The organism is Spirosoma oryzicola (assembly GCF_021233055.1).
Taxonomy (GTDB): Bacteria; Bacteroidota; Bacteroidia; order Cytophagales; family Spirosomataceae; genus Spirosoma; species Spirosoma oryzicola.
Map to the genome: position 1 here is coordinate 338,298 of NZ_CP089538.1, position 20,554 is coordinate 358,851.

Below are 20,554 nucleotides of genomic sequence, written 5' to 3' on the forward strand. Positions count from 1 at the left end.
GATCAATAGCTTTTATGAATCAGCAAATTCAACACCTGTACGATATTGCCCGAAAGCCCGAACGGCGCATCATTGGTCTTATGTCGGGTACGTCACTCGATGGACTTGATATCGCACTTTGTCGCATCACAGGTAGCGGATCAACAACGGCTGTTGTGCTTGAGCAATTTGCCACCGTACCCTACGACGACGACTTTAAAGCGGAGATTCGCACCATTTTTGCCAACCGTGACATCGACTTTGAACGGCTCTGCCTCTTAAATCCGTACATTGGCCGACTGCACGGTCAACTAATTCTCGACTGTCTGCGTACCTGGGCAATTGAACCCAGCGAGATAGATGTTGTTGCCAGTCATGGTCAAACGGTTTACCATGCTCCCAAAAGCCAGCACCGCCATGATAAGTTCCCCAACGCCACGCTTCAGATTGGTGATGGCGACCATATTGCCGCGCTAACGGGCATAATTACCCTCAGCGATTTTCGACAAAAACATATTGCTCTTGGGGGCGAAGGTGCACCGTTGGCTGTTTATGGCGATTATTTTATGTTTTCCGAAGCGGGCCAAAACCGAATCCTGCTCAACATGGGCGGTATTGCCAATTTTACGTACCTGCCAGCCGACGGTGATGCCAGCAAGGTGTTTACAACCGATACCGGACCGGGCAATACACTGCTTGACGCCTACGCCCGGCGATTGCTCAATCAACCTTATGACGCCGATGGCCGGTTAGCAGCTAGTGGTCAGGTGAATGAGTTACTACTCGATGCGCTGAAAACGAACCCTTTCTTTAACGCTCCTTTTCCAAAAACAACCGGGCCGGAGGTGTTCAATGTGCCCTATGTTGAGGAGGCTCAGCAGCGGAGTCGCACCCGCGATCTGCCAGCAGCGGACCTGATGGCAACGCTGGTTCAGTTTAGCGCCGATACCATTGCCCATGCCATCAGGCGTGTCATCAACGAAGCCGAAACGAGCAATCCGCACGTTTACATGAGCGGAGGAGGGATGCATAATCCGGTCCTGACAGGAGCCATTCAGAAATTACTACCGGACTGTGCTTTTGGGGTTACGAACGACCTTGGTATCAATGGTGATGCTAAAGAAGCGGTATTGTTTGCGGTACTGGCCAACGAGAGTCTCGCGGGCGGGACCACCTCTTTCGGGAATCGGCAAGGCGTTCCAACCGTTTCGATGGGTAAGGTGAGCTTTCCGAAGTGACCCATCCATACCAATAAAATTCCTCGGAACGACATTAAGTTAGCAATGTCATTCCGAGGAATTCTTGAGGACAAAAAAGGGTAGCTAACTTTTTGGGCGGAAGACTTTCATTACCGTCTCATCCGTCGTTAGAAAAGGGCCGTTGATCAGGTCAATGCAATACGGTATGGCTGGAAATACGACGGATAAACACTGACCAATAGCGGTCGGTTTGCCCGGTAGGTTCAGGATAAGCGTTTGATTACGAATGCCCGCTGTCTGCCGCGATAAGATTGCCGTAGGAACGTATTTAAGGCTTTCCTGACGCATTAATTCACCAAAACCGGGAAGCATTTTCTGACAAACCGCTTCGGTCGCTTCGGGTGTTACATCGCGAAGAGCAGGTCCCGTACCGCCAGTCGTAACAACCAGACAGCAGCCTTCTGTGTCGGCCAGTTCGATCATTGTTGCTTCTAGTTGGTCCTGTTCATCAGGAATGACGCGGTAAACGGGTTCCCATTCACAAGTCAGCCATTCGGTCAGCAGTTTCACAACCGCCTTACCGGGAATATCTTCGTAAACACCTGCACTAGCCCGGTCGGATACGTTGATGATACCAATCTTAATCATGGATGCGAATAAAGTGCCGCTGTCGGCAAGCGTAAATGATAGTGCCTACAACGATTAGGGTTTCTTCCGTTTTAAAGCCAGATCGTGCGCCGTGTCATAATAGGAGCGAAGGTTACTCCAGTCGAACACTTCGGCGATGCTTTCGACGCGGTTACGCTGAGCAATCCGATCCCGCTGCGCCATCCGCACGAAGCGGAACAACACGTTGGCAAGCTGATCGGCGGCTTCGTTGAAGTTCTGCGTACGCCGGTTAATCACATAAATACCCCGGTTTTCGTAGTCCCGCATGATCTGCATGATGAAATCACCAAAACCCGACTGGTCGCTCGTAACGGTTGGAATACCACGCACAACGCATTCGAGCGGTGTATAACCCCACGGTTCGTAATAACTCGGAAACACGCCAAGGTGACAACCGCGCACAAACTGGCTATAATCCAGACCAAATAAAGGGTTGGTTGACGCGATGAAGTCGGGGTGGTAAACGATTTTAACCCGGTCGTATTCGTTGTTGACCAGATTAGCCCGCTCAATAAACCGCGTCATGTCATCTTCCTGTACCAGATTATGCGTGACAAACGGCGGGAGGTGCTTGGTCTTCCAGCTTTGCACGGTACGCCGTAACCGAAGGCGCCAGTATTCATCAACAAATTTGTTGAGATCGGGCAGCATGTTGTCGGTGTTCGACGCAGCCGCCAGAAACAAGCGTTCGCCAACCTGTTTTTCGATGCTTTCGCACGTTTCTTGAATTTCGTCGAGCAGGGCGCGCGAGTGTAAAACCTCAGGATTGATGGAGGTGTACGGCTGTTTGGTCACCATAAACATAACCACCGTCATATCCATGTTGGCTTCCCGCATCCGGTAGTTGAGCCGGGCCAGCGCTTCGAGCGTCAGATCATACCCTTTGTTTGAAAATTCAAAACGGCCCGACGTAAAGAAATAAAGCGTTTTTTCCAGATCGAATGAGTAGCTCTGGAAGAAATGGCCCATGACGAACTCATGAATTTTGTCTTTGTACCGGACGTGCAAATTCTGGAACTCGTGCGTGGCCGCAAAACGCGTTATGTTTAATCCATTCGGCAGAATCAAATCGGGGTTTCGACCCAGGAAAACCTCGCACTCCCGAGCGGTTACGTCACTAACCGTCGTAAAGACGTGCGCTTGCTGAGCGGCCAATCGCTCGATGGTTGCCTGCGTGTCGATGCCGTAGTGCAGCGCTTCCCGTTTCCAGTCGAAGAAAGGAAGCTTGCCGTAAAAACCCGCTTCGTTCTGGGCCAGATAACGACCGAGCATTGTCGCGTGGGTAGTAAAAACCGTTGCCACTTTGACATTGTCCCGGCGCAGATCAGGCAGACCGGTACTCGCCATCCATTCGTGAAAATGAGCGACGAAATCCACCCGGCGCGCATGATCTTCGGCTAGCAGCGTAATGAACACCCGGACCATTTCGCCAAAAGCAATGGTTTGGTTCACTAGATCTTCTACGTTGAGGGTCGAAAGCTGATGGTTTTGCCAAAGCTGCCCTTTGATGTAGTTTAGCTGCTCAACGCTGATGCTGGACACATCGAAGAGAACAACCCGGGGGCGACCAGTTACCAGCCAGTAACCGTATTCGACGTTGAAGCCCAGCTGCCGCATTTTACGGACAGTCTGACCAATCTCGGTCTCATCAGAGTCTATAATCGGCTCAAATTCGGCGGCTGCCCGTTGGGCAAAATACGGTCCGAGTGCAACATAGTTATCATCCCATTTTTCGACCATCGCCGGTACTTTTGACCGGATGACCGTGTAAATACCGCCGACCTGGTTACAAACCTCCCAGGCTATTTCCAGCAGCAACTTCCGCTTTGATGTTGAGAATACCGATTCCAAATTAGCTGTAGTTTTGGCGTATTGTGATTCGTACAGATTACGTGTTTGGCACTGCAATCAAATACTATAAACAATAATAGACAAAGTTGTTTATTTCAAATATGACGGCGCGTCAATAACCTTTGTCTGCTTATCCTGAGTTATTGTATAGTTAAAGCCAGGTTGGATACTAAATGCACCTGTTTCTCCTTTTTTGTTAACAGCCACGAAGCCTACTTGAATGTCTTTGTAGTCTTGTTTCTTCACAATTCGCAGCGCGGCTTCTTCACAAGCTTGCTGAGGTGTTCGGCCTTGTCGCATCAGTTCAACAACTAGAAAAGAACCGCAGGTCCGCATTACCAATTCGCCAAGACCCGTCGCGCACGCACCACCGATCTCATTATCAACGAATAAGCCCGCGCCGATAATCGGTGAATCGCCCACCCGGCCATTCATTTTGTACGCTAACCCACTCGTCGTACAGGCCCCTGAGATGTTACCCTGAGCGTCGATGGAGAGCATGCCTATCGTATCGTGACGCTCAATATTGGCAATCGGTTTATATTTTGCTGTTTTTAACCACTCGCGCCATTCTTTTTCGGCTTTTGCGGTTAATAAATTTTCTTTTTTAAAACCTTGCGAGAGCGCAAATCGATAAGCACCTTCACCCGCCAGCATAACGTGCGGTGTTTTCTCCATGACCGCCCGGGCTACCGAAATCGGGTGCATGATATGCTCCAGGAAGACAACCGAACCGGCGTTGCCTTTCTCGTCCATGATGCAGGCATCGAGCGTTACGCGCCCGTCGCGGTCGGGACGCCCCCCGTAGCCAACGCTCATATCCTCAGGATCGGCTTCCGGAATACGAACCCCCGCTTCTACGGCGTCGAGGGCACTTCCGCCCCGATCGAGAGCGGCTTGGGCAGCGGCATTTGCCTTGGGTTGCTTCCAGGTCGAGATAACCAGGGGGCCACCTGCCGGAGCTTCATTCGGTGTTGGTGAAACGGTTTTAAACGAGAGGGTTGGAAAGAGGCCAGCCAACGAGCTAACGGACAAGAAACGGCGTCGATTTATCATAATAAGGCTACTTGTGGCCCAAAATAAAGGAATAAACAATTGGCATTTACTACTTTTAGACGATTTCTTACCAACGAACTATGGAAGATCCCCGGAAGCATATTCTGCTGATGGATGGGCCTGATAACAAAGGTCTGATTTATCACGTAACAGGCGTTCTGTTTCGCCACAACCTGAACATCATTCATAATGACGAGTATGTTAGCCCGTCTGGACAGTTCTTCATGCGAACCGAATTCGAAGGAACGTTCGACAACGACGCATTATTGACCGAGCTAAAGACAACGTTACCTGATCCTGGGATTACGTTTCGGCTGAATCCCAAGCGCAAAAAGAATATCGTTGTTCTCGTCACTAAAGAACACCACTGCTTGGGCGAACTACTCATACGGTATGCTTTTGATGAACTGGATGCCGACATTTTAGCCGTAATAAGCAATTATAACAGCCTGCAACCGCTGGTAAGCAAATTTGGTATTCCGTTTCACTACGTCTCTCACGAAAATAGAACTCGCGAAGAGCACGAGCAGGCCATTCTACGAACATTGGCCATCTACGAACCTGAATACCTTGTACTGGCCAAATACATGCGGGTGCTGACACCGGGATTTGTCGATCTGTTCCCAAACCGAATTGTCAATATCCATCATTCATTCCTGCCCGCTTTTATCGGAGCCAATCCGTACCGGCAAGCCTACGAGCGAGGGGTGAAAATTATTGGAGCCACGGCTCATTTTGTGAACAATAATCTGGACGAAGGGCCGATTATTGCGCAAAATGTAAAAGATGTGGACCACCGTCACACGGCTGCCGATATGGCTACCGAAGGAAAAGACATCGAAAAGATTGTGCTATCGCAGGCACTAAAGCTGGTGTTCAACGACCGGGTCTTTATCGCAGGAAATCGGGCTATCGTTTTGTAAACCAAAGGGGCGTAGCGGGGGCTAGGTCGCTGTTATTTTGCCTCATTAAACAAATCAAGCTACGTTTAACGGCGTTAGTAGGCGAAAAGCACACTTTTTTGTATCAGGAATATGGTATATTTCGGACCTAAAAAATACTATTAACATAACATAGCTTTCCTGTACCCGCTCTATCATGCAAAAACTTCAGGCGTTAGACTACACAGTCTTTTTCGTTTACTTCATTATCGTCAGTGCCTATGGCTACTGGATTTACAAAAAAAAGCACGCTGAAAACATATCTACCACCGATTTCTTCCTGGCCGAAGGGTCACTGACTTGGTGGGCTATTGGTTCTTCGCTGATCGCGTCCAATATCTCAGCGGAACAATTCATTGGTGCTTCGGGCGACGGATTTGCGATGGGACTGGCCATTGCTACCTACGAATGGATGGCCGCGGCTACGCTGATTGTAGTAGCCGTTTTTTTTATGCCTATTTACCTCAAGAACCGCATCTTCACGATGCCGCAGTTCCTGACCCAACGGTACAACAATACCGTTGCGATGATCATGGCTATCTTCTGGCTGTTCCTGTATGTCCTTGTTAACCTAACCTCGATCCTCTTCCTGGGTGCATTAGCCGTTTCAACCATTTCGGGTCTGAACTTTACGGCTTGTATGATCGGACTAGCCGTTTTTGCCGTCATCATCACACTGGGGGGAATGAAAGTAATCGGCTATACCGACGTAATTCAGGTATTTTTCCTGATTCTGGGTGGCTTGGCAACTACGTATCTGGCGATTAACCTGGTTTCAACGCAAAGTGGGACAGAAGGGGTTATGAACGGATTCAATCAGATGCTGACTCAATCGGCGGACCACTTCCATATGATTTTTGAGAAAGACAACCCGCATTATTCATCCCTGCCTGGACTGACGGTGCTGATTGGCGGTATGTGGATTGTAAACCTGAACTACTGGGGTTGTAACCAGTACATTACGCAACGGGCGCTGGGCGCTGATCTGAAAACGGCTCGCGAAGGTATTCTTTTTGCCGCCTTTCTGAAATTGTTGATGCCAATTATTGTGGTCTTACCGGGTATTGCGGCCTATACGTTGTACCAGAAAGGACTGTTTCAACAGGAGATGCTCGACGCAACGGGTGAAATCAATAAAGACCATGCGTATCCGGTGTTGCTTAACCTATTACCAGCCGGTTTGAAAGGGCTTTCCTTCGCGGCACTAACGGCTGCGGTCGTAGCGTCACTGGCCGGTAAAGCCAACTCGATTTCAACCATTTTCACGCTTGATATTTTCAAAAAATACATTTCTCCCGACGCCAGTGAAAAGCGGCTGGTACAAGTTGGCCGTATCACCATTTGGGTATCGATGGTCATGGCTATTCTTATTTCGCCATTCATGGGTATCGATAAAAAAGGTGGTTTTCAGTTCATTCAGGAAATGACTGGTCTGGTTTCGCCGGGGGTTTTTGCTGCCTTCCTGCTTGGTTTCTTCTGGAAAAAGACGAATTCGCAAGGTGCCCTGTTTGCCATTGTCGGCGGCTTTTTGCTCTCCCTCTTTTTCAAATACGTACTTCCTGATATCGTGAACCTGGAATTCCTGGCTCCGATAGGCTTTGCCGTTCAGAATGCAAACGGTGTTTACACGATTCCGTTCCTCGACACGATGGGGCTTGTGTTCCTTATCTGCGTTGCGGTTATGATCGTTATGGGGCTAATGAAGCCCGGTTCGAAAGGGCTGGAAATTGATGCCAGTATGTTTAAAGTGGCACCTACCTTTGCAATAGGTGCCGGGGTAATTCTGGTATTGGTTACTATCCTTTACGCGACTTTCTGGTAAGGATCACCCCTTAACCTGATCAATCACGCTTTGAATGGCGTCGGCGCTGGCTTCGATACGTTCGTATTCGCCCAGTACAGCCGACGCCATTTGTATGTTTGGCCGACGATAAACCATGGGACTGGGTTGATTGCTTTTCCCGCTGAGGTGTAACGCGTCGAGACCAATTTGCGTGAACAGGTTCGCGTTGCGCCCGGAAACGCCGACGCCCGCCATTATTTCGATGCGTCCGGCGGCCTGCTCGGTTAGTTGACGAAGAACGGATAATCCCTCTTCGGCGGAAGGGTGCTGACCCGATGTCAGAATGCGGATAGCACCCGTACGGATGACGGCTTCCAGCGCTTCTGCCGGATCGCGGCTCACGTCGAAAGCGCGGTGGAAAGCAACCGGCATTGGGTGGGCCAGGGCTACCAATTCTTTGGTCCTCTCTTCGTCGATAGTTCCGTCAGCTTGCAGGATGCCCAATACAACGCCGTCGGCTCCTAATGACTTAGCAACGGCAATGTCGGCGCGCATAACCTCAAGTTCGGTATCGGAATACAGGAAGTCGCCCCCGCGTGGCCGGATCATGACAAATAGCTGGATAGACAGATGCTGACGAGCCAGTTGAATCAGTCCAGCACTTGGTGTGGTACCGCCTTCGCTCAGACCTCCACAAAGTTCGATCCGGTCGGCTCCGGCTTGTTGCGCCGTCAGGCACGATTCAAAAGAGTAAGCACAAACTTCGATGCGCATTGCAGATGAAATTAAAATTTAGAGAAGTGATGGCCGAGGCAAGAAATTATCGTCAAAATGATGGTATAGGTCCGAAAGTGTGTATTTTAACTGAAAATTATTGCTCAGCCTATATTTAGGACGAGATCCAAACAAAAGTAATGAATGGCTGTTATTGGCCTAAATCCCCTGCTAAATGCGCTTGCAAACATTTTTGCCGAAAAGCGTTTGGATATTAACTGTTTTTTTACTTTTGCACCCTCATTGAAAAAGTAGTCATTAAATACTGAAGACACTATGTACTGGACTCTCGAACTCGCATCCTACCTGGAAGATGCTCCTTGGCCTGCCACCAAAGATGAACTGATTGACTATTCCATCCGCTCCGGCGCACCCCTGGAAGTTGTAGAAAATTTGCAGGAATTGGAAGACGACGGTCAGCCTTACGAAAGCATCGAAGAAATCTGGCCGGATTACCCGACCAAAGACGATTTCTTTTTCAACGAAGACGAGTACTGAGTAATCCGAATAGTCTTCAACCCAAAAAGGCGTAACCTATCTATAAGGTTACGCCTTTTTGGTACATATGAATTAGTTATTACTTCGAAGCGCCGGTTGAGCGTTACTTTTCCTTGACGGTTGCCGGCGAGGACTTTACAGAACGATCGTACTTCTTAGGAGCGTACAAAAAGCCAAATGCTTCAGCGCCCTCTTTTGTGTGGACTTTATGGTGAATGTAGTGCGCGCGCATGATGCGTTGCATGTATCGACCGCTCGTATCAATTTTCATCTTTACACGACGATGTACAATGATGTCGTGAAACACAAAGTAAAAGAAGCCGTATAGCGTTACGCCCGCACCAATCCAGGCAAGATAGCTTAACTCAGGTACTTCTACACCGACAACGATAAGGATGATGGCTGTCAGGCTGAAAACTACTGCGAACAGGTCGTTGATCTCAAAAAAGCCTTTATGATGGTTATGGTGATCGCGGTGCCAACTCCACAAAAAACCATGCATAACGTACTTGTGAGTGAACCATGCAACACCTTCCATAAAGAGAAAAGTCCCTAGTACTAAGGCAACGTTTAGCAGCATTTTTGTGTTATTTAGTTAATATAAAGGTAATTGAGCGGGGCAATTACTTCTGTAGTTAGCTCACCAATTATTAGTCAGTAACGGTTTGTTCAGCGGAAAAGTTGGCTTGACCAGAATGACTTTTAAACGAAAAATAGGGATATATAACCGATACTTGCATGTTTGAAGAAAAGCCGTATCTTTATCCCGATTCAGTGCTCAACCAGATGAACCCATCGGTTATGGACTATCAGGCACTTAAGAACCTGGTTAGACGGGGAGAGGGTAGCAATTTAGAGTTTAAACTGAAAACGAATCATCCCGAGAAAATCATCCGGGGTGTAGTCGCTTTCGCGAATTCAAATGGCGGCATCATGCTGATCGGCATCGGTGACGACAAAAAAATTGTGGGACTCAAATACGCCGATGAGGACGAATACCTGCTCGTCCGGGCTATCAACAAGTATTGCTTCCCGCGTATCAGCTACACCATCGAACGAGTGCAACTTTACGACGAACGTGAAGTACTCGTTATCCGGGTGCCCCCCAGCCCCACCCGCCCGCATTACATCATTCCGGACCTCAACGAACCCGAAAATAAAAAGGCTTACGTTCGCGTAGCCGATAAGTCGGTTCAGGCCAGCCGCGAAGTGCGCGAAATTCTCAAAGGAGAACAAGCCGCCCGCGACATTCGATTTTCGTACGGTGAGAAGGAAAAGAAGCTCATGCAGCACCTCGGCGAACACAACAGCATTACGGTTGATCTGTTTGCGTCAATCGCCGGTATTTCAAGACGTATCGCATCTCGAACGCTTGTTTTGTTAGTTCTCGCCAATGTGCTCGAAATACATCCTAGCGACATAGTCGATCAATACACGACCCGACAGGTTAGTTAACAGTATTTAGAAAAAAGCGTAGAAGCGAAGAAGCATACGCCGTATCTTAAAGATACGGCGTATGCTTCTTCGCTTCTACGGGGGGCTACGAAAGGCTGGTCAGTAGTTCCTCTATCTGCGCATAGGTATACGCTAGCTGCTCGTCGGTAGTGCAGTAAGGTGGCATCAGGTAAAGCACGTTGCCCAACGGACGCATGAGTACTCCCCGTTCCAGCAGGAAGTGGTAAGCGCGGTCGCGGATGCTGTTGAAGTAGGAAGTTTGTTCGCCCACTTGCAAATCGAACGCAAGCAATGTTCCCCGCTGGCGGACATTGGCAACGGTCGAATAAGTCCGTAAGCGTTGGCTGAACGCAGCATGATGCGCATCAATCCGCTCAATACTGGCCTGTGTTTCGTCCAGCAGCAGCAAATCCATGCTGGCCAGAGCAGCCGCACAAGCTACCGGATTAGCCGTAAAGGAGTGCCCGTGAAAAAGCGTCTTGCTTTTATCGCTCGACAGAAAAGCGTCGTAGATAGCCTGGGTGCATGTCGTTACGCCCAGTGCCATTGTGCCGCCGGTCAACCCTTTTGATAAGCACATCAAATCCGGTTTCTCCGGTACATAATCGCTGGCAAATCGCTTCCCCGTCCGGCCAAAGCCTGTCATCACTTCATCGGCGATGATGAGCGTACCGTTTTGCCGTGCCAATGCGTATAATTCGTTCAGGACAGCTGGCTCGTACATGATCATACCCCCGGAACCTTGTACCAGCGGCTCCACAATAAAAGCGGCCACCTCGTCGGTGAACAACTGCTTTGCTTGCTGAAGAACGGCTTCTTCCTGTCCAGCGACGGGCGCGGGTAGATACTCTACATCGAACAGGAACGGGAAAAACGGAGCCGTAAACGCACTTCGGCCCCCTACAGCCATCGCGCCGAAGGTATCACCGTGGTAAGCGTTGTCCAGCGCTACGACTTTATAACGCGGTCTACCGAGGTTGTGCCAGTACTGAAATGCCATTTTCAAGGCTACCTCAACGGCCGTCGATCCGTTGTCTGAATAAAAAACTTTCGACTGGTTCTGAGGCAGTATCGCCAGCACTCGTTCGGCTAGTTCGACGGCGGGCTCATGCGTAAAATCGGCGAAAATAACGTGTTCCAAGCGCTGCAACTGTTCCGAGACGCGTTGGGCAATGTGAGGATGCGCGTGACCGTGCAGATTGACCCACCAGGAGGCAATCATGTCGAGGTATTCGCGACCATCAGCACCGTATAGTATCGATCCGCTACCTCTTACAATTGGAGTGGGGGGCAAAGCCGTCTGCATCTGCGTAAACGGGTGCCAGATTACCGCTTTATCGCGTTCTGATAAGTTCGGCAAATTGGTCGGCGTAGTGTCGGATAACATCCTTTGTGAGCGTATCTTCCTGCCCGATTCGACCGAGACAGGGTATATTGGTGTAACTAAGAATAAATGATTCGGAACTGGTAACCGTTGGGCCGTTGAAAATGATCCCTAAGATTGGAATGTTGCGGCTCCGGCAGGCATCGACTGACAACAGCGTATGATTGATACTCCCCAGATAGTTGCGGGAAACCAGTATAACGGGTAGCCCCCACCGTTGTACCAGATCAATGTTCAACTCGCGTTCATTAAGCGGAACCATCAAACCACCGGCTAGCTCAACAACCAGTGCGTTGCTGGTTTGCGGCAAAACAATGTTGTCGAGACTGATGTGAACCCCATCAATGTCGGCGGCTGCGTGGGGTGACAACGGTTCGGTAAGCCGGTACGCTTCCGGGTGAAACTGTGTTCCTGAGTTACTGATCAACCGTCGGACGGCTTCGGTATCGGAGTCTTCCAGCGCACCGGACTGAATGGGTTTCCAGTAATCGGCCTGCAACGCTTCGACCAGTATCGTCGAAACGATTGTTTTTCCGATTTCGGTGCCGATACCAGCAACGATAAATTGGGTTGGAAAAGAATGGGTATTCATAAACGTACTGTATGCGTAAGGGCTGTTTGTAAAACGGCAATCAGCCAGTCGATCTCGTCGAACGAATTAAAGAGGTGGATACAAATGCGCAAGCGTTCCTGGCCGCTCGGAACCGTTGGACTGAGAATCGCTCGTACGTCGAAACCCGCCCGTTGTGCTTCCTCGGCCACCTGCCGGGCCTGCTCATTGCCCGGTACAATCAAACACTGAATGGGAGATTGACTGGCCGTCCAGTTCGTTTCGGGTAATAAGCTTGCCGCCTGTTGCCGGAAATAACTGATTCGGTTGTGCAATTGCTGACGGCCTTCCCCCAAAATGGATACGTGTTGATGGGCACACCGAATAGCCAGTAGGCTATGGGGCGGGAGCGCCGTGGTATAGATGAACGGTCGGGCGAAATTAATCAGGTAATCACGCAGAACCGCCGGACCGACAACCACTGCTCCGTGAACGCCCAAGGCTTTTCCAAACGTGTGAACGCGGGCCAGTACCTGATCCGTTAATCCTAGAGCGGCTACTAATCCTTCACCATTGGGACCGTAAACGCCCGTTGCGTGGGCTTCGTCAACCAGCAGTGCCGCACCGTATCGCTCACACAAATCGACCAGTTCGGCCAGGGGAGCCTGATCGCCATCCATCGAATAAATCGATTCGACTGCAACAAATACCTGTCCCGATTGACCGTCGCCTGTTGCCTGCTGAAGTTTCGATTGGAGATCATACAGGTCGTTGTGCCGAAAACGCAGACGGTGGGCATAGCTAAGCCGTGCCCCGTCGATCATGCTGGCATGAATTAGTTCGTCTGTTATCAGGGTGTCGCCCGCTTGCGGCAGGCAAGCCAGCAAACCGAGGTTAGCGTCGTAGCCAGAGTTAAAAATCAGGGATGATTCGGTCTGATAAAATTGAGCCAACTCCTGCTCGACGTGATCGGCCAGCGCCGTCTGTCCAGCCAGTAGACGAGAACCCGTAGCTCCATTCTGCGTACCGGTGTTCAAACTTTCCGCTTCCTGAATATGGGCTTTGAGTGCGGCCGAACGGGCAAACCCCAGATAGTCGTTTGAGCAAAAATCGGTGAGGTGATCAGCCGTACGCAACTGGCGCAATAGCCCGGACTGGCGTCGGTTTACCAGCCGTTCGGCGAGTTTATCAGCGATTGAGAGATTTTGTTCAATCATAGCACAAAGGTAAAACAGGCGGCTCTACCGTTGTCTTTTTAATTTGCTTCTTATGAAAATGTTAATAAGATAGTAGTTATCCACATTCAGAATGTGGATAACTTTTGTAGTGTGTTACTAAGTTTTGGCAAAATCTTTTCTAGATATACGATTAGTTAACCATTTAAGAGGTTTGTTTCCTACTCGTCAATGCGCAAAACGAGCTTTCCGAATTGCTTACCGTCGTTCATTCTACGCATAGCCTGCTCTGCATCAACCAATGGAAAAATTTCGTCAATAACGGGGACCAGCTGTTTTGCGGTTACGAAAGAAAGCATATCGGAAAATTCTAATTCGGTACCCATCGTAGTGCCCGCGATGTTCAGCTGCTTGAAAAAAACTTTGGCCGGGACAACATCGGTGATAAGTCCCGTTGTGCCGCCATAAAAAACAATGCGCCCACCGGGGGCGGCTACGTCAATCAATCGGGCAAAGCCGGGGCCTCCTGCACTATCGATGATCACGTCAAAATAGCCCCGCGCTGAACGGCTTTGCGTTTGGGACATAAGCGTTTTAGCCCAGTCCGGCTCCCGATAATTGACACCCCCGGCTGCCCCTAGTGCCTTGGCGAGTTCCAGTTTCTGGGATGATCCCGACGTTACCCAGACCTCGGCACCTGCTCCTAGTGCGAACTGTAACGCCAACAAAGCGACTCCTCCGCCAATGCCGGTGATAAGCACTTTTTCGGGCTGACTGCTTGCTTTCTTATGAAGCCCCGCTCGGGTCATAAGCGCTCGCCAGGCGGTCAGACCCGCCAGTGGAAGTGCGGCTGCTTGTTCGAAAGATAGGTGACCCGGTTTTGGGAAAATGTACTCGGCATCTACGGCTACGTACTCCGCAAACGTACCATTGGCAGGCATCCCCAGGATCTGAAAGTCAGGCCCGTAAAAATTGGGATCATCTCCCCAGTTCATGGCGCAGTTAATAACGACTTCCTGGCCGAGCCAGCTTACGTCAACACCTTCACCTACCGTATCAACGATTCCCGCACCGTCAGAACCTAAAATGACGGGAAGTTTGATGCTTGGATACAGACCTTGCTGGATAAAGAGGTCGCGGTGGTTTAGTGCCGCAGCTTTAAGGTGAACAAGCACCTGACCGGGTCCGGCAACGGGCTTTGGCAGATCGATGTACTGAATGGGCTGGTGTATGGCCGACAGATAGATAGCTTTCATGAGTTGTTTACGGATCAGGGAGCGATTACGCAAATAAGTGCGGGTTCGGTGTTATCTGAACGTATCTTTGTACCTCCAACGGATGCGTAAAATTCATCCTACAATCAGATTATGATTCGGTTTTTCAACGAAGACGTTCCGTACAAACTTCCTCAGAAACAGGCTACCCGCCAGTGGTTAAAACAGCAGGCTGAGCGCGAGGGTTACGCTGTGGGCGATTTAAATTATATTTTTTGCTCCGATGACTACGTGCTGCAAGTCAATCGGGATTACCTCGAACACGATTATTATACGGACATTATCACGTTTGATCAAAGCGAGGAGGAAGGAAAAATAGAAGGGGATATTTTTGTCAGCGTTGACCGGGTGGCCGATAATGCGGCACAACTGGGTGTACCTTCGGAGCAGGAAATGCGTCGGGTGCTGGCGCACGGTCTGCTTCACCTGTGCGGCTACGGCGACAAAACAGGGGAAGAGGAAGCGCAGATGCGCGCAAAAGAAGAAGAATGGCTCCGCAATGCCTAAGGGCCTTGTTTACTGATTCACAGACGTAAAGTACCGGTTCGGTTGAGTTACCCAGCTGTCATGCCCCCGTCCATCTGGATGGCCTGACCGGTACAAAAAACGTTTTCGTCGGAACACAGCCAGAGGATGGCCTGCGCTATATCGTCTGGATGTCCTAACCGGCCTACGGGGATCACCCGGCGCATTCGTTCTTCCATGTTGGGCGCCATCGTGAGCAAATGATCCACCATAGCCGAGTGGGTGTATACCGGGCAGACGGCGTTAATCCGAATATTTCTTTGCGCGTATTCCAAAGCGGCTGTTTTGGTCAGGCCAATAACCGCGTGTTTCGATGCGCTATACGGCGCTCCCATTGGCATTCCCCGAACACCGGCTACGCTGGATACATTGACAATTTTGCCCCGGTCGCTATGCCCATTTTCGGGTTGCTTGAGCATTTGCCGGATCTGGGCTTGCATTCCGTGGAAAACGCCACCCACATTGACGGCCATTATTTCGTTAAAATCGTCGGGTGTCTGATCCAGTAGCCGGGCAAATCGGCCGCCAATACCTGCGTTGTTGACGGCTATGTCTAACCGGCCATACGCTTCGACTGTCTGCTGAATAGCTGTATCAATTTGGCTGGGGTTGGCAACGTCGCACGTAACGGACAAAGCTTCGCGACCGCTCTCCCGAATAAGTGCTACAGTTTCCTGACCACTGGTTTCGTTTACTTCGGCCACGACAATACGGGCGCCTGCTTTTGCGAAGGCCAGAGCCGTTGCCCGACCGATACCAGAGCCTGCTCCTGTAATAAATGCTACTTGATTGGTAAAATCTAACATATATTGCTGAACGATGAAGTCGAAAGACGAGCCGAAAATAAGGTTATTTTGTAGTCCATTCGTAGAAAGTCAACCAATTTTGCCGTTCCTATCCCGTGAAAACGCTCTGGCGCGACCTGCGCGATCATCTTCGTATTGACTTTCGACCTGATCTCTATGCGGCTACGGCAATCTGGGCGGCACTACTGCTTACAGTCAATTACTACATCGATCTCGAAGATTCGTACATCGACACGTTTCAGGGCGATCCGCGCTGGCCAGTATTGTACTTTGCCTTGTACGCGACAACGTATTATGTCAGCGTCTGGCTCTGGACTTATTTTCATCACCGATCCGACATCTGGCGAAACCGGGAGTTTTGGCTTCGCAGTCTCTGGGCGCTTGTCTTTTACTCGCTTTATTCCGGCTTCTACGCGCATACCGAATGGAGCCGTCAACTGTTTGGCGGACAGATTTTCGTGTATGCCTACTACTGCCTGCACAATCTACAGTCGGTGCTGACCATTGTGTTACCGTTGTACGTGTTTTACAAGCTGGTCGACCGAAACCCGAGCAGTTTTTACGGGATGGCCCCGAAGCGAAAGGGATTGGCGTTGTACGTGATCTTACTGGGGCTAATGATTCCGCTTATCACGCTGGCGTCGTTTCAGCCGGACTTTCTGGAATCGTACCCGACCTATCGCGATACTAACGCCAATGAATTTCTAGGCATACCAGAATGGGTCACCGTACTGATTTACGAACTCTGCTACGGCTGGGATTTTATCCCCACTGAATTGTTGTTTCGCGGCTTTCTGGTTATTGGCATGAGTCGGGTACTGGGCCGGGGAGCTGTATTGCCCATGATTGTTTGGTATTGCGCCATTCATTTTGGCCGTCCGCTGGGCGAAGCCGTTTCTTCCCTGTTCGGTGGGTATCTGTTGGGCGTTCTCGCCTTAAGTACCCGAAGTATCTGGGGCGGGTTGCTTATTCACATCGGTATTGCCTGGGGAATGGAACTAGCCGCATTTTTACAGCGGTCCAGTCATTGAGGCAGTGGTCATGCCGGAGAAAATTACCCCAGCATGACCAGCTCTTTCAATTCATTATCGCTCAAATCACCAAGCCAGGTTTCGCCCGTCTGAATACTCAGGTCGGCCAGTTCGCGCTTGGACCGGATCATCGCGTCGATTTTTTCTTCCAGCGTCCCCTGGTTCATCAGGCGGTAAACCAGCACGTTTTTCGTTTGGCCAATCCGGAACGCCCGGTCGGTGGCCTGTGCTTCCACCGCTGGATTCCACCATAGATCGTAATGAATGACGTGGTTGGCCTGGGTCAAATTCAAGCCCGTACCACCCGCTTTGAGCGACAGGATAAAGGTATGATCGCTCCGGTTCCGCTGGAATTGCTCAACCATCTCATCGCGGTCAGCGCGGGAAGTGCCACCGTGCAGAAACAATGGCTGCGTACCGAACGTCTGCTGGATAAACTGCTGAAGCAACTCGCCCATCTCACGGTATTGCGTGAAAATCAAGACTTTTTCGTGGCTGGCGTAGATGTTTTCGAGCAAGTTGAGCAGTAAGGTTGCTTTCCCGGAAAGGCTGGGTGAAGGGCCTCCGTTTCGGCTACTGTTTCGTTTTAGATACTGCTGCGGATGGTTGCCGATCTGCTTCAGCGCCGTCATTAATTTCAGCACCAGACCCCGGCGGGCAATACCGTCTTTCTCTTCAATAGCGCGTAAACTTTCCTGAACCACGCTTTCGTAGAGTGCCGCCTGCTCGGTCGTAAGCGAACAAAACTGATTGTTCTCAATCTTGTCGGGCAGATCACTAATAATACTCCGGTCGGTTTTGACACGGCGGAGCAAAAACGGACTCGTAACACGCCGGAATAAGTCCAGCTTGTGGCGGTCGTGCTCCTGCTGAATGGGTTTTCCAAAGTCTTCATTGAACTTCCCTAAGCCACCCAAATACCCTTTATTCACAAAATCCATGATGCTCCAGAACTCCGACAGCCGGTTTTCGACGGGCGTACCACTGAGCGCAATACGGATCGGCGCTTTCAGGGCTTTTACGGCTTTGGTTTGTTCGGCGTCGGGATTTTTGATGTTCTGTGCTTCGTCGATGACGACGGTTGCCCAGGTCGATTTTTTGAGCGTATCAAGGTCTGACCGAACAACACCGTAGGTTGTCAGCAACAGATCGTACTCGTCAGCTTTGCCCGTACCCGTCGGAAATTTCCGATTGGGACCATGATAAATGTGCGCCCTTAAATCGGGAGCAAACCGGGCAATCTCTTTTTGCCAGTTGGTAAGCAGTGTCGTTGGTAAAACCACCAGGCCTCTTTGCTTTTTGAAACGACCATCCTGCTTGAATTTTAGCAGTAACGCGATGATTTGAAGCGTTTTTCCCAAGCCCATGTCATCGGCCAGCAAACTGCCCATGCCTAGGGTTGTATTTTTAAACAACCAGTCGTAGCCACGCTGCTGGTAAGGCCGAAGGGTCGCGTTCAGGGCGTCGGGAAGGGGTTGCGCTTCGCTGTCCGTAAATTGCTTGACTAGGTTACGAACCTCCGCTGTGAGTCCCAGACGAGCACCTTTGTACTCTTCGGCTAGCGCGGCTTTCAGCAAATCGGCACCTGTCAACTCAGGCGGGTTTTCAAGTTGCTTGTACAATTTGGTCAGCTCCGCCGGGTCGATTAGCACATACTGATCCTTGATTTTGACAAGACCTTTGGAAGTGCTCACCAGTTTCTGAAACTCCTTAACGCCCATCATCTCGTCGCCAAGTGCCACCTGCCAGTCGAAAGTAAGCATGTCTTCCAAACGCATGAACGCGTTTTTGTCGGTAACCTTGGCTTTAAGGCGTCCGCCGATCTGCGGTCTAACCCAGTGCTGAAGAGATTTCGGCAGCCAGAGGGCAATGCCGAGCAATTGCATCCGGGGCAAGGTTTCGAGCAGAACCTTTACAAATTCGTCGGGTGAATACGAGAGATGGACAGGGCCGCCCATCTTAGTGAGTTTCGCCAGATCGGGGAAGTGTCGCGACAGCACCAGCAGATCCTGCAAAACGGCCATCCGAATCCGCTCGTGCTTCTTTTTCGTCAGGAGGTCGGGCAGCGGAATAGGCTGTTCGGTTGTCCCGGCGGTGTTTACTGCTTCGCGATCCCGGATAAGCAAACTAAGCCGAAACTCGTCGCCAAACTCGCTATCTTCAACGGCCAGGATAGGTACGAACCGTTTGTGAGTCAGGAAAAAATCGTTGAGCCAAAGTTGAATAGCCAAGGGCATTTCCTTTCTGCCAAACCCTTCAAATCGTAAGGTTTCGACGCCAAAAAATAAGCGGTCGGCATCTTCCAGAGGCCAGCGCTCCCATAGTTCAATGGTACTCGGCTTGATGACCCGACGCAAAAACAGAGAGCAAAGCGTCAGTACCTGCTGATCGTCGGGTAAGGCCAGCCATTCTTTTTGCCAGCGAACCGTCAGCAGCGTTGGTGGAATCTGGGTCGCCAGCCGACTCGTTAGGTCTTTGATCGTTTCGTTCAGCGTGGCGGGTAGCCAGCGTACCCGATACTGATCTTCGGTAGGGCCAACGCGCAACAATTGGGGAACAATTGCTCCCCGACGCAGTAAGGCAGCCGCAAATTGCTGAGTCAGGTAAAGACTCCGTACCGAATCGCTCATTTCGGGCCAGTCGGCCTCGGTCAGTGTATCGAGCCAGTTGTTCAGATCGGTCATGGTAAAACCCGCAATAGAACGGGGCTCACCGTGTTCGCTGAACATGCTGATCTTTTTTACTTTCATCACCTCATCCAGTTGCAGCTCAATGCTATCACTCGGATCGGGATGGGGTTCGTTGTCGGTTTCTGGTTTCTTAATAAGCTTGTCCAGCAGCGGTTTACTGAAAAGCTTGTAGGATTTGCTGAGCGACTTATGGAAATCGCTTTTCGTAAACGTTACATCGGTTGACAGCAGATCGAGGAGCTGATCGGCCAGGGGCGGAATTACGGCAAAGTCGAGCCCAGCGCGAATCTTATCGTCGGGACGCCAGTCTTCGTCATCATCGGGTAGTTCGTCGGTACCGAGCTCCCGAAACGACAGTACTGTATTCATACTACCACTAACCGCATCGGGTTGACCTTTTTGCAGTTCGGCCAGAATATCGAGTCCTTTCAGCAAAAAAACCTGGAATGGATTGCGGTCAATTTCATTGGCAACTACATAAATGACCGCAGCCAGATGTTTACACGGAACCGCTTCATCGGGACAGGAGCAACCCATAATCAAATCCTGAAAGGAATGCGGAAAGAGCTGTGTCCCCTGCCGATTCGCAAATTCGATCAGCTCGGCGGGAAGCTGGCGATTAAGAAGCTGGGCCAGTATAGCCGGATTTTCCCGGATTTCGTTTAATAACCCTTCCTTCTCAGCTTCGGTAAACAACTGTACTGTCAACTTCGTCCGGTAGGGGCGGGGGGCCGACCCTTTAATAGACGCTGAAATCTGGTTGTTCGAAATGGTTAATCCCTGTACCGCTCCTTTGTTGGCATATGTTTTGCCCCGTGGTAGTCGGTTGGCCATGTCAATGCTTGTCAGGGCATTGAGCCATTGCTGTCCCCACCACGTTTTGCCGTAGGTGATGCGTTCCGCCATCTATACTA

The 20,554-nt window shown here is 50.5% G+C and carries 18 protein-coding genes; 7 read left to right on the plus strand and 11 right to left on the minus strand.

Annotated features, from left to right (window positions below):
• The first annotated feature begins 14 nt into the window (after positions 1-14).
• A complete protein-coding gene (locus LQ777_RS01375) occupies positions 15-1,217 on the plus strand; it encodes an anhydro-N-acetylmuramic acid kinase (protein WP_232560729.1) in 1,203 nt (400 codons plus the stop codon).
• Between the two features lie 84 nt (positions 1,218-1,301).
• Here LQ777_RS01375 and mog read toward each other — a convergent pair whose 3' ends face one another.
• The 3 genes from mog to LQ777_RS01390 all read right to left on the minus strand — a co-directional run bounded on the left by mog (position 1,302) and on the right by LQ777_RS01390 (position 4,754).
• Positions 1,302-1,826, minus strand: coding sequence for a molybdopterin adenylyltransferase (mog, locus tag LQ777_RS01380; protein WP_232560730.1), 525 nt, complete (start codon positions 1,824-1,826; stop codon positions 1,302-1,304).
• A 54-nt stretch (positions 1,827-1,880) separates the two neighbouring features.
• Positions 1,881-3,698 carry a glycosyltransferase gene (locus LQ777_RS01385; RefSeq protein WP_232560731.1) on the minus strand — a complete coding sequence of 606 codons (1,818 nt, stop codon included), beginning with the start codon at positions 3,696-3,698 and terminating at the stop codon, positions 1,881-1,883.
• 90 nt (positions 3,699-3,788) lie between these two features.
• The gene (locus tag LQ777_RS01390; protein WP_232560732.1) at positions 3,789-4,754 is read right to left on the minus strand and encodes an isoaspartyl peptidase/L-asparaginase family protein; all 966 of its coding nucleotides are present in this window, start codon (positions 4,752-4,754) and stop codon (positions 3,789-3,791) included.
• An 80-nt stretch (positions 4,755-4,834) separates the two neighbouring features.
• On the opposite strand from LQ777_RS01390, the gene purU reads away from it, so the two are divergent.
• Together purU and LQ777_RS01400 are read left to right on the plus strand one after the other, a co-directional pair.
• A complete protein-coding gene (gene purU / locus LQ777_RS01395) occupies positions 4,835-5,677 on the plus strand; it encodes a formyltetrahydrofolate deformylase (protein WP_232560733.1) in 843 nt (280 codons plus the stop codon).
• 175 nt (positions 5,678-5,852) lie between these two features.
• Complete coding sequence (locus tag LQ777_RS01400; protein WP_232560734.1) at positions 5,853-7,517, plus strand: sodium/sugar symporter; 1,665 nt, start codon at positions 5,853-5,855, stop codon at positions 7,515-7,517.
• 3 nt (positions 7,518-7,520) lie between these two features.
• Here the strand turns inward: LQ777_RS01400 and LQ777_RS01405 are convergent, their stop codons facing one another.
• The gene (locus LQ777_RS01405; RefSeq protein ID WP_232560735.1) at positions 7,521-8,252 is read right to left on the minus strand and encodes a copper homeostasis protein CutC; all 732 of its coding nucleotides are present in this window, start codon (positions 8,250-8,252) and stop codon (positions 7,521-7,523) included.
• Between the two features lie 276 nt (positions 8,253-8,528).
• Here LQ777_RS01405 and LQ777_RS01410 point away from each other — a divergent pair, with 276 nt between their 5' ends.
• Positions 8,529-8,750: a DUF2795 domain-containing protein gene (locus LQ777_RS01410; protein WP_009284883.1), complete on the plus strand. Its 222-nt coding sequence runs from the start codon at positions 8,529-8,531 to the stop codon at positions 8,748-8,750.
• A 103-nt stretch (positions 8,751-8,853) separates the two neighbouring features.
• Here the strand turns inward: LQ777_RS01410 and LQ777_RS01415 are convergent, their stop codons facing one another.
• A complete protein-coding gene (locus tag LQ777_RS01415) occupies positions 8,854-9,330 on the minus strand; it encodes a sterol desaturase family protein (protein ID WP_232560736.1) in 477 nt (158 codons plus the stop codon).
• Between the two features lie 206 nt (positions 9,331-9,536).
• Here LQ777_RS01415 and LQ777_RS01420 point away from each other — a divergent pair, with 206 nt between their 5' ends.
• The gene (locus LQ777_RS01420) at positions 9,537-10,205 is read left to right on the plus strand and encodes an AlbA family DNA-binding domain-containing protein (protein WP_232562779.1); all 669 of its coding nucleotides are present in this window, start codon (positions 9,537-9,539) and stop codon (positions 10,203-10,205) included.
• Between the two features lie 85 nt (positions 10,206-10,290).
• On the opposite strand, the gene bioA is transcribed toward LQ777_RS01420, so the two are convergent.
• The 4 genes from bioA to LQ777_RS01440 all read right to left on the minus strand — a co-directional run bounded on the left by bioA (position 10,291) and on the right by LQ777_RS01440 (position 14,570).
• Positions 10,291-11,565 carry an adenosylmethionine--8-amino-7-oxononanoate transaminase gene (gene bioA, locus LQ777_RS01425; RefSeq protein ID WP_232560737.1) on the minus strand — a complete coding sequence of 425 codons (1,275 nt, stop codon included), beginning with the start codon at positions 11,563-11,565 and terminating at the stop codon, positions 10,291-10,293.
• Positions 11,540-12,181 carry a dethiobiotin synthase gene (gene bioD / locus LQ777_RS01430; protein ID WP_232560738.1) on the minus strand — a complete coding sequence of 214 codons (642 nt, stop codon included), beginning with the start codon at positions 12,179-12,181 and terminating at the stop codon, positions 11,540-11,542. The genes bioA and bioD overlap by 26 nt, the downstream gene beginning before the upstream one ends.
• Positions 12,178-13,356, minus strand: a complete 1,179-nt coding sequence (locus LQ777_RS01435) for an aminotransferase class I/II-fold pyridoxal phosphate-dependent enzyme (protein WP_232560739.1) — start codon at positions 13,354-13,356, stop codon at positions 12,178-12,180. The genes bioD and LQ777_RS01435 overlap by 4 nt, the downstream gene beginning before the upstream one ends.
• 179 nt (positions 13,357-13,535) lie before the next feature.
• Positions 13,536-14,570, minus strand: coding sequence for a zinc-binding dehydrogenase (locus LQ777_RS01440; RefSeq protein WP_232560740.1), 1,035 nt, complete (start codon positions 14,568-14,570; stop codon positions 13,536-13,538).
• A 111-nt stretch (positions 14,571-14,681) separates the two neighbouring features.
• Here LQ777_RS01440 and ybeY point away from each other — a divergent pair, with 111 nt between their 5' ends.
• Entirely contained in the window at positions 14,682-15,095 is a 414-nt protein-coding gene (gene ybeY / locus LQ777_RS01445) for an rRNA maturation RNase YbeY (RefSeq protein WP_232560741.1), read from the plus strand.
• Between the two features lie 47 nt (positions 15,096-15,142).
• Here ybeY and LQ777_RS01450 read toward each other — a convergent pair whose 3' ends face one another.
• Entirely contained in the window at positions 15,143-15,919 is a 777-nt protein-coding gene (locus LQ777_RS01450) for an SDR family NAD(P)-dependent oxidoreductase (RefSeq protein WP_232560742.1), read from the minus strand.
• Positions 15,920-16,014: 95 nt separating this feature from the next.
• Between LQ777_RS01450 and LQ777_RS01455 the strand changes: the two genes are divergently transcribed.
• Positions 16,015-16,950 carry a CPBP family intramembrane glutamic endopeptidase gene (locus LQ777_RS01455; protein WP_232560743.1) on the plus strand — a complete coding sequence of 312 codons (936 nt, stop codon included), beginning with the start codon at positions 16,015-16,017 and terminating at the stop codon, positions 16,948-16,950.
• 23 nt (positions 16,951-16,973) lie between these two features.
• Here LQ777_RS01455 and LQ777_RS01460 read toward each other — a convergent pair whose 3' ends face one another.
• Entirely contained in the window at positions 16,974-20,546 is a 3,573-nt protein-coding gene (locus LQ777_RS01460; RefSeq protein WP_232560744.1) for a DEAD/DEAH box helicase, read from the minus strand.
• Between the last annotated feature and the right edge of the window lie 8 nt (positions 20,547-20,554).

Excerpts from the sequence above, each read along its gene's own strand:
- purU (WP_232560733.1), top strand. The coding sequence starts at position 4,835 with ATGGAAGATCCCCGGAAGCATATTCTGCTGATGGATGGGCCTGATAAC.
- LQ777_RS01435 (WP_232560739.1), bottom strand. The coding sequence starts at position 13,356 with ATGATTGAACAAAATCTCTCAATCGCTGATAAACTCGCCGAACGGCTG.
- LQ777_RS01375 (WP_232560729.1), top strand. The coding sequence starts at position 15 with ATGAATCAGCAAATTCAACACCTGTACGATATTGCCCGAAAGCCCGAA.
- LQ777_RS01405 (WP_232560735.1), bottom strand. The coding sequence starts at position 8,252 with ATGCGCATCGAAGTTTGTGCTTACTCTTTTGAATCGTGCCTGACGGCG.
- LQ777_RS01420 (WP_232562779.1), top strand. The coding sequence starts at position 9,537 with ATGAACCCATCGGTTATGGACTATCAGGCACTTAAGAACCTGGTTAGA.
- mog (WP_232560730.1), bottom strand. The coding sequence starts at position 1,826 with ATGATTAAGATTGGTATCATCAACGTATCCGACCGGGCTAGTGCAGGT.
- LQ777_RS01410 (WP_009284883.1), top strand. The coding sequence starts at position 8,529 with ATGTACTGGACTCTCGAACTCGCATCCTACCTGGAAGATGCTCCTTGG.
- bioD (WP_232560738.1), bottom strand. The coding sequence starts at position 12,181 with ATGAATACCCATTCTTTTCCAACCCAATTTATCGTTGCTGGTATCGGC.
- LQ777_RS01415 (WP_232560736.1), bottom strand. The coding sequence starts at position 9,330 with ATGCTGCTAAACGTTGCCTTAGTACTAGGGACTTTTCTCTTTATGGAA.
- LQ777_RS01390 (WP_232560732.1), bottom strand. The coding sequence starts at position 4,754 with ATGATAAATCGACGCCGTTTCTTGTCCGTTAGCTCGTTGGCTGGCCTC.
- LQ777_RS01450 (WP_232560742.1), bottom strand. The coding sequence starts at position 15,919 with ATGTTAGATTTTACCAATCAAGTAGCATTTATTACAGGAGCAGGCTCT.
- LQ777_RS01440 (WP_232560740.1), bottom strand. The coding sequence starts at position 14,570 with ATGAAAGCTATCTATCTGTCGGCCATACACCAGCCCATTCAGTACATC.
- LQ777_RS01400 (WP_232560734.1), top strand. The coding sequence starts at position 5,853 with ATGCAAAAACTTCAGGCGTTAGACTACACAGTCTTTTTCGTTTACTTC.
- ybeY (WP_232560741.1), top strand. The coding sequence starts at position 14,682 with ATGATTCGGTTTTTCAACGAAGACGTTCCGTACAAACTTCCTCAGAAA.
- LQ777_RS01460 (WP_232560744.1), bottom strand. The coding sequence starts at position 20,546 with ATGGCGGAACGCATCACCTACGGCAAAACGTGGTGGGGACAGCAATGG.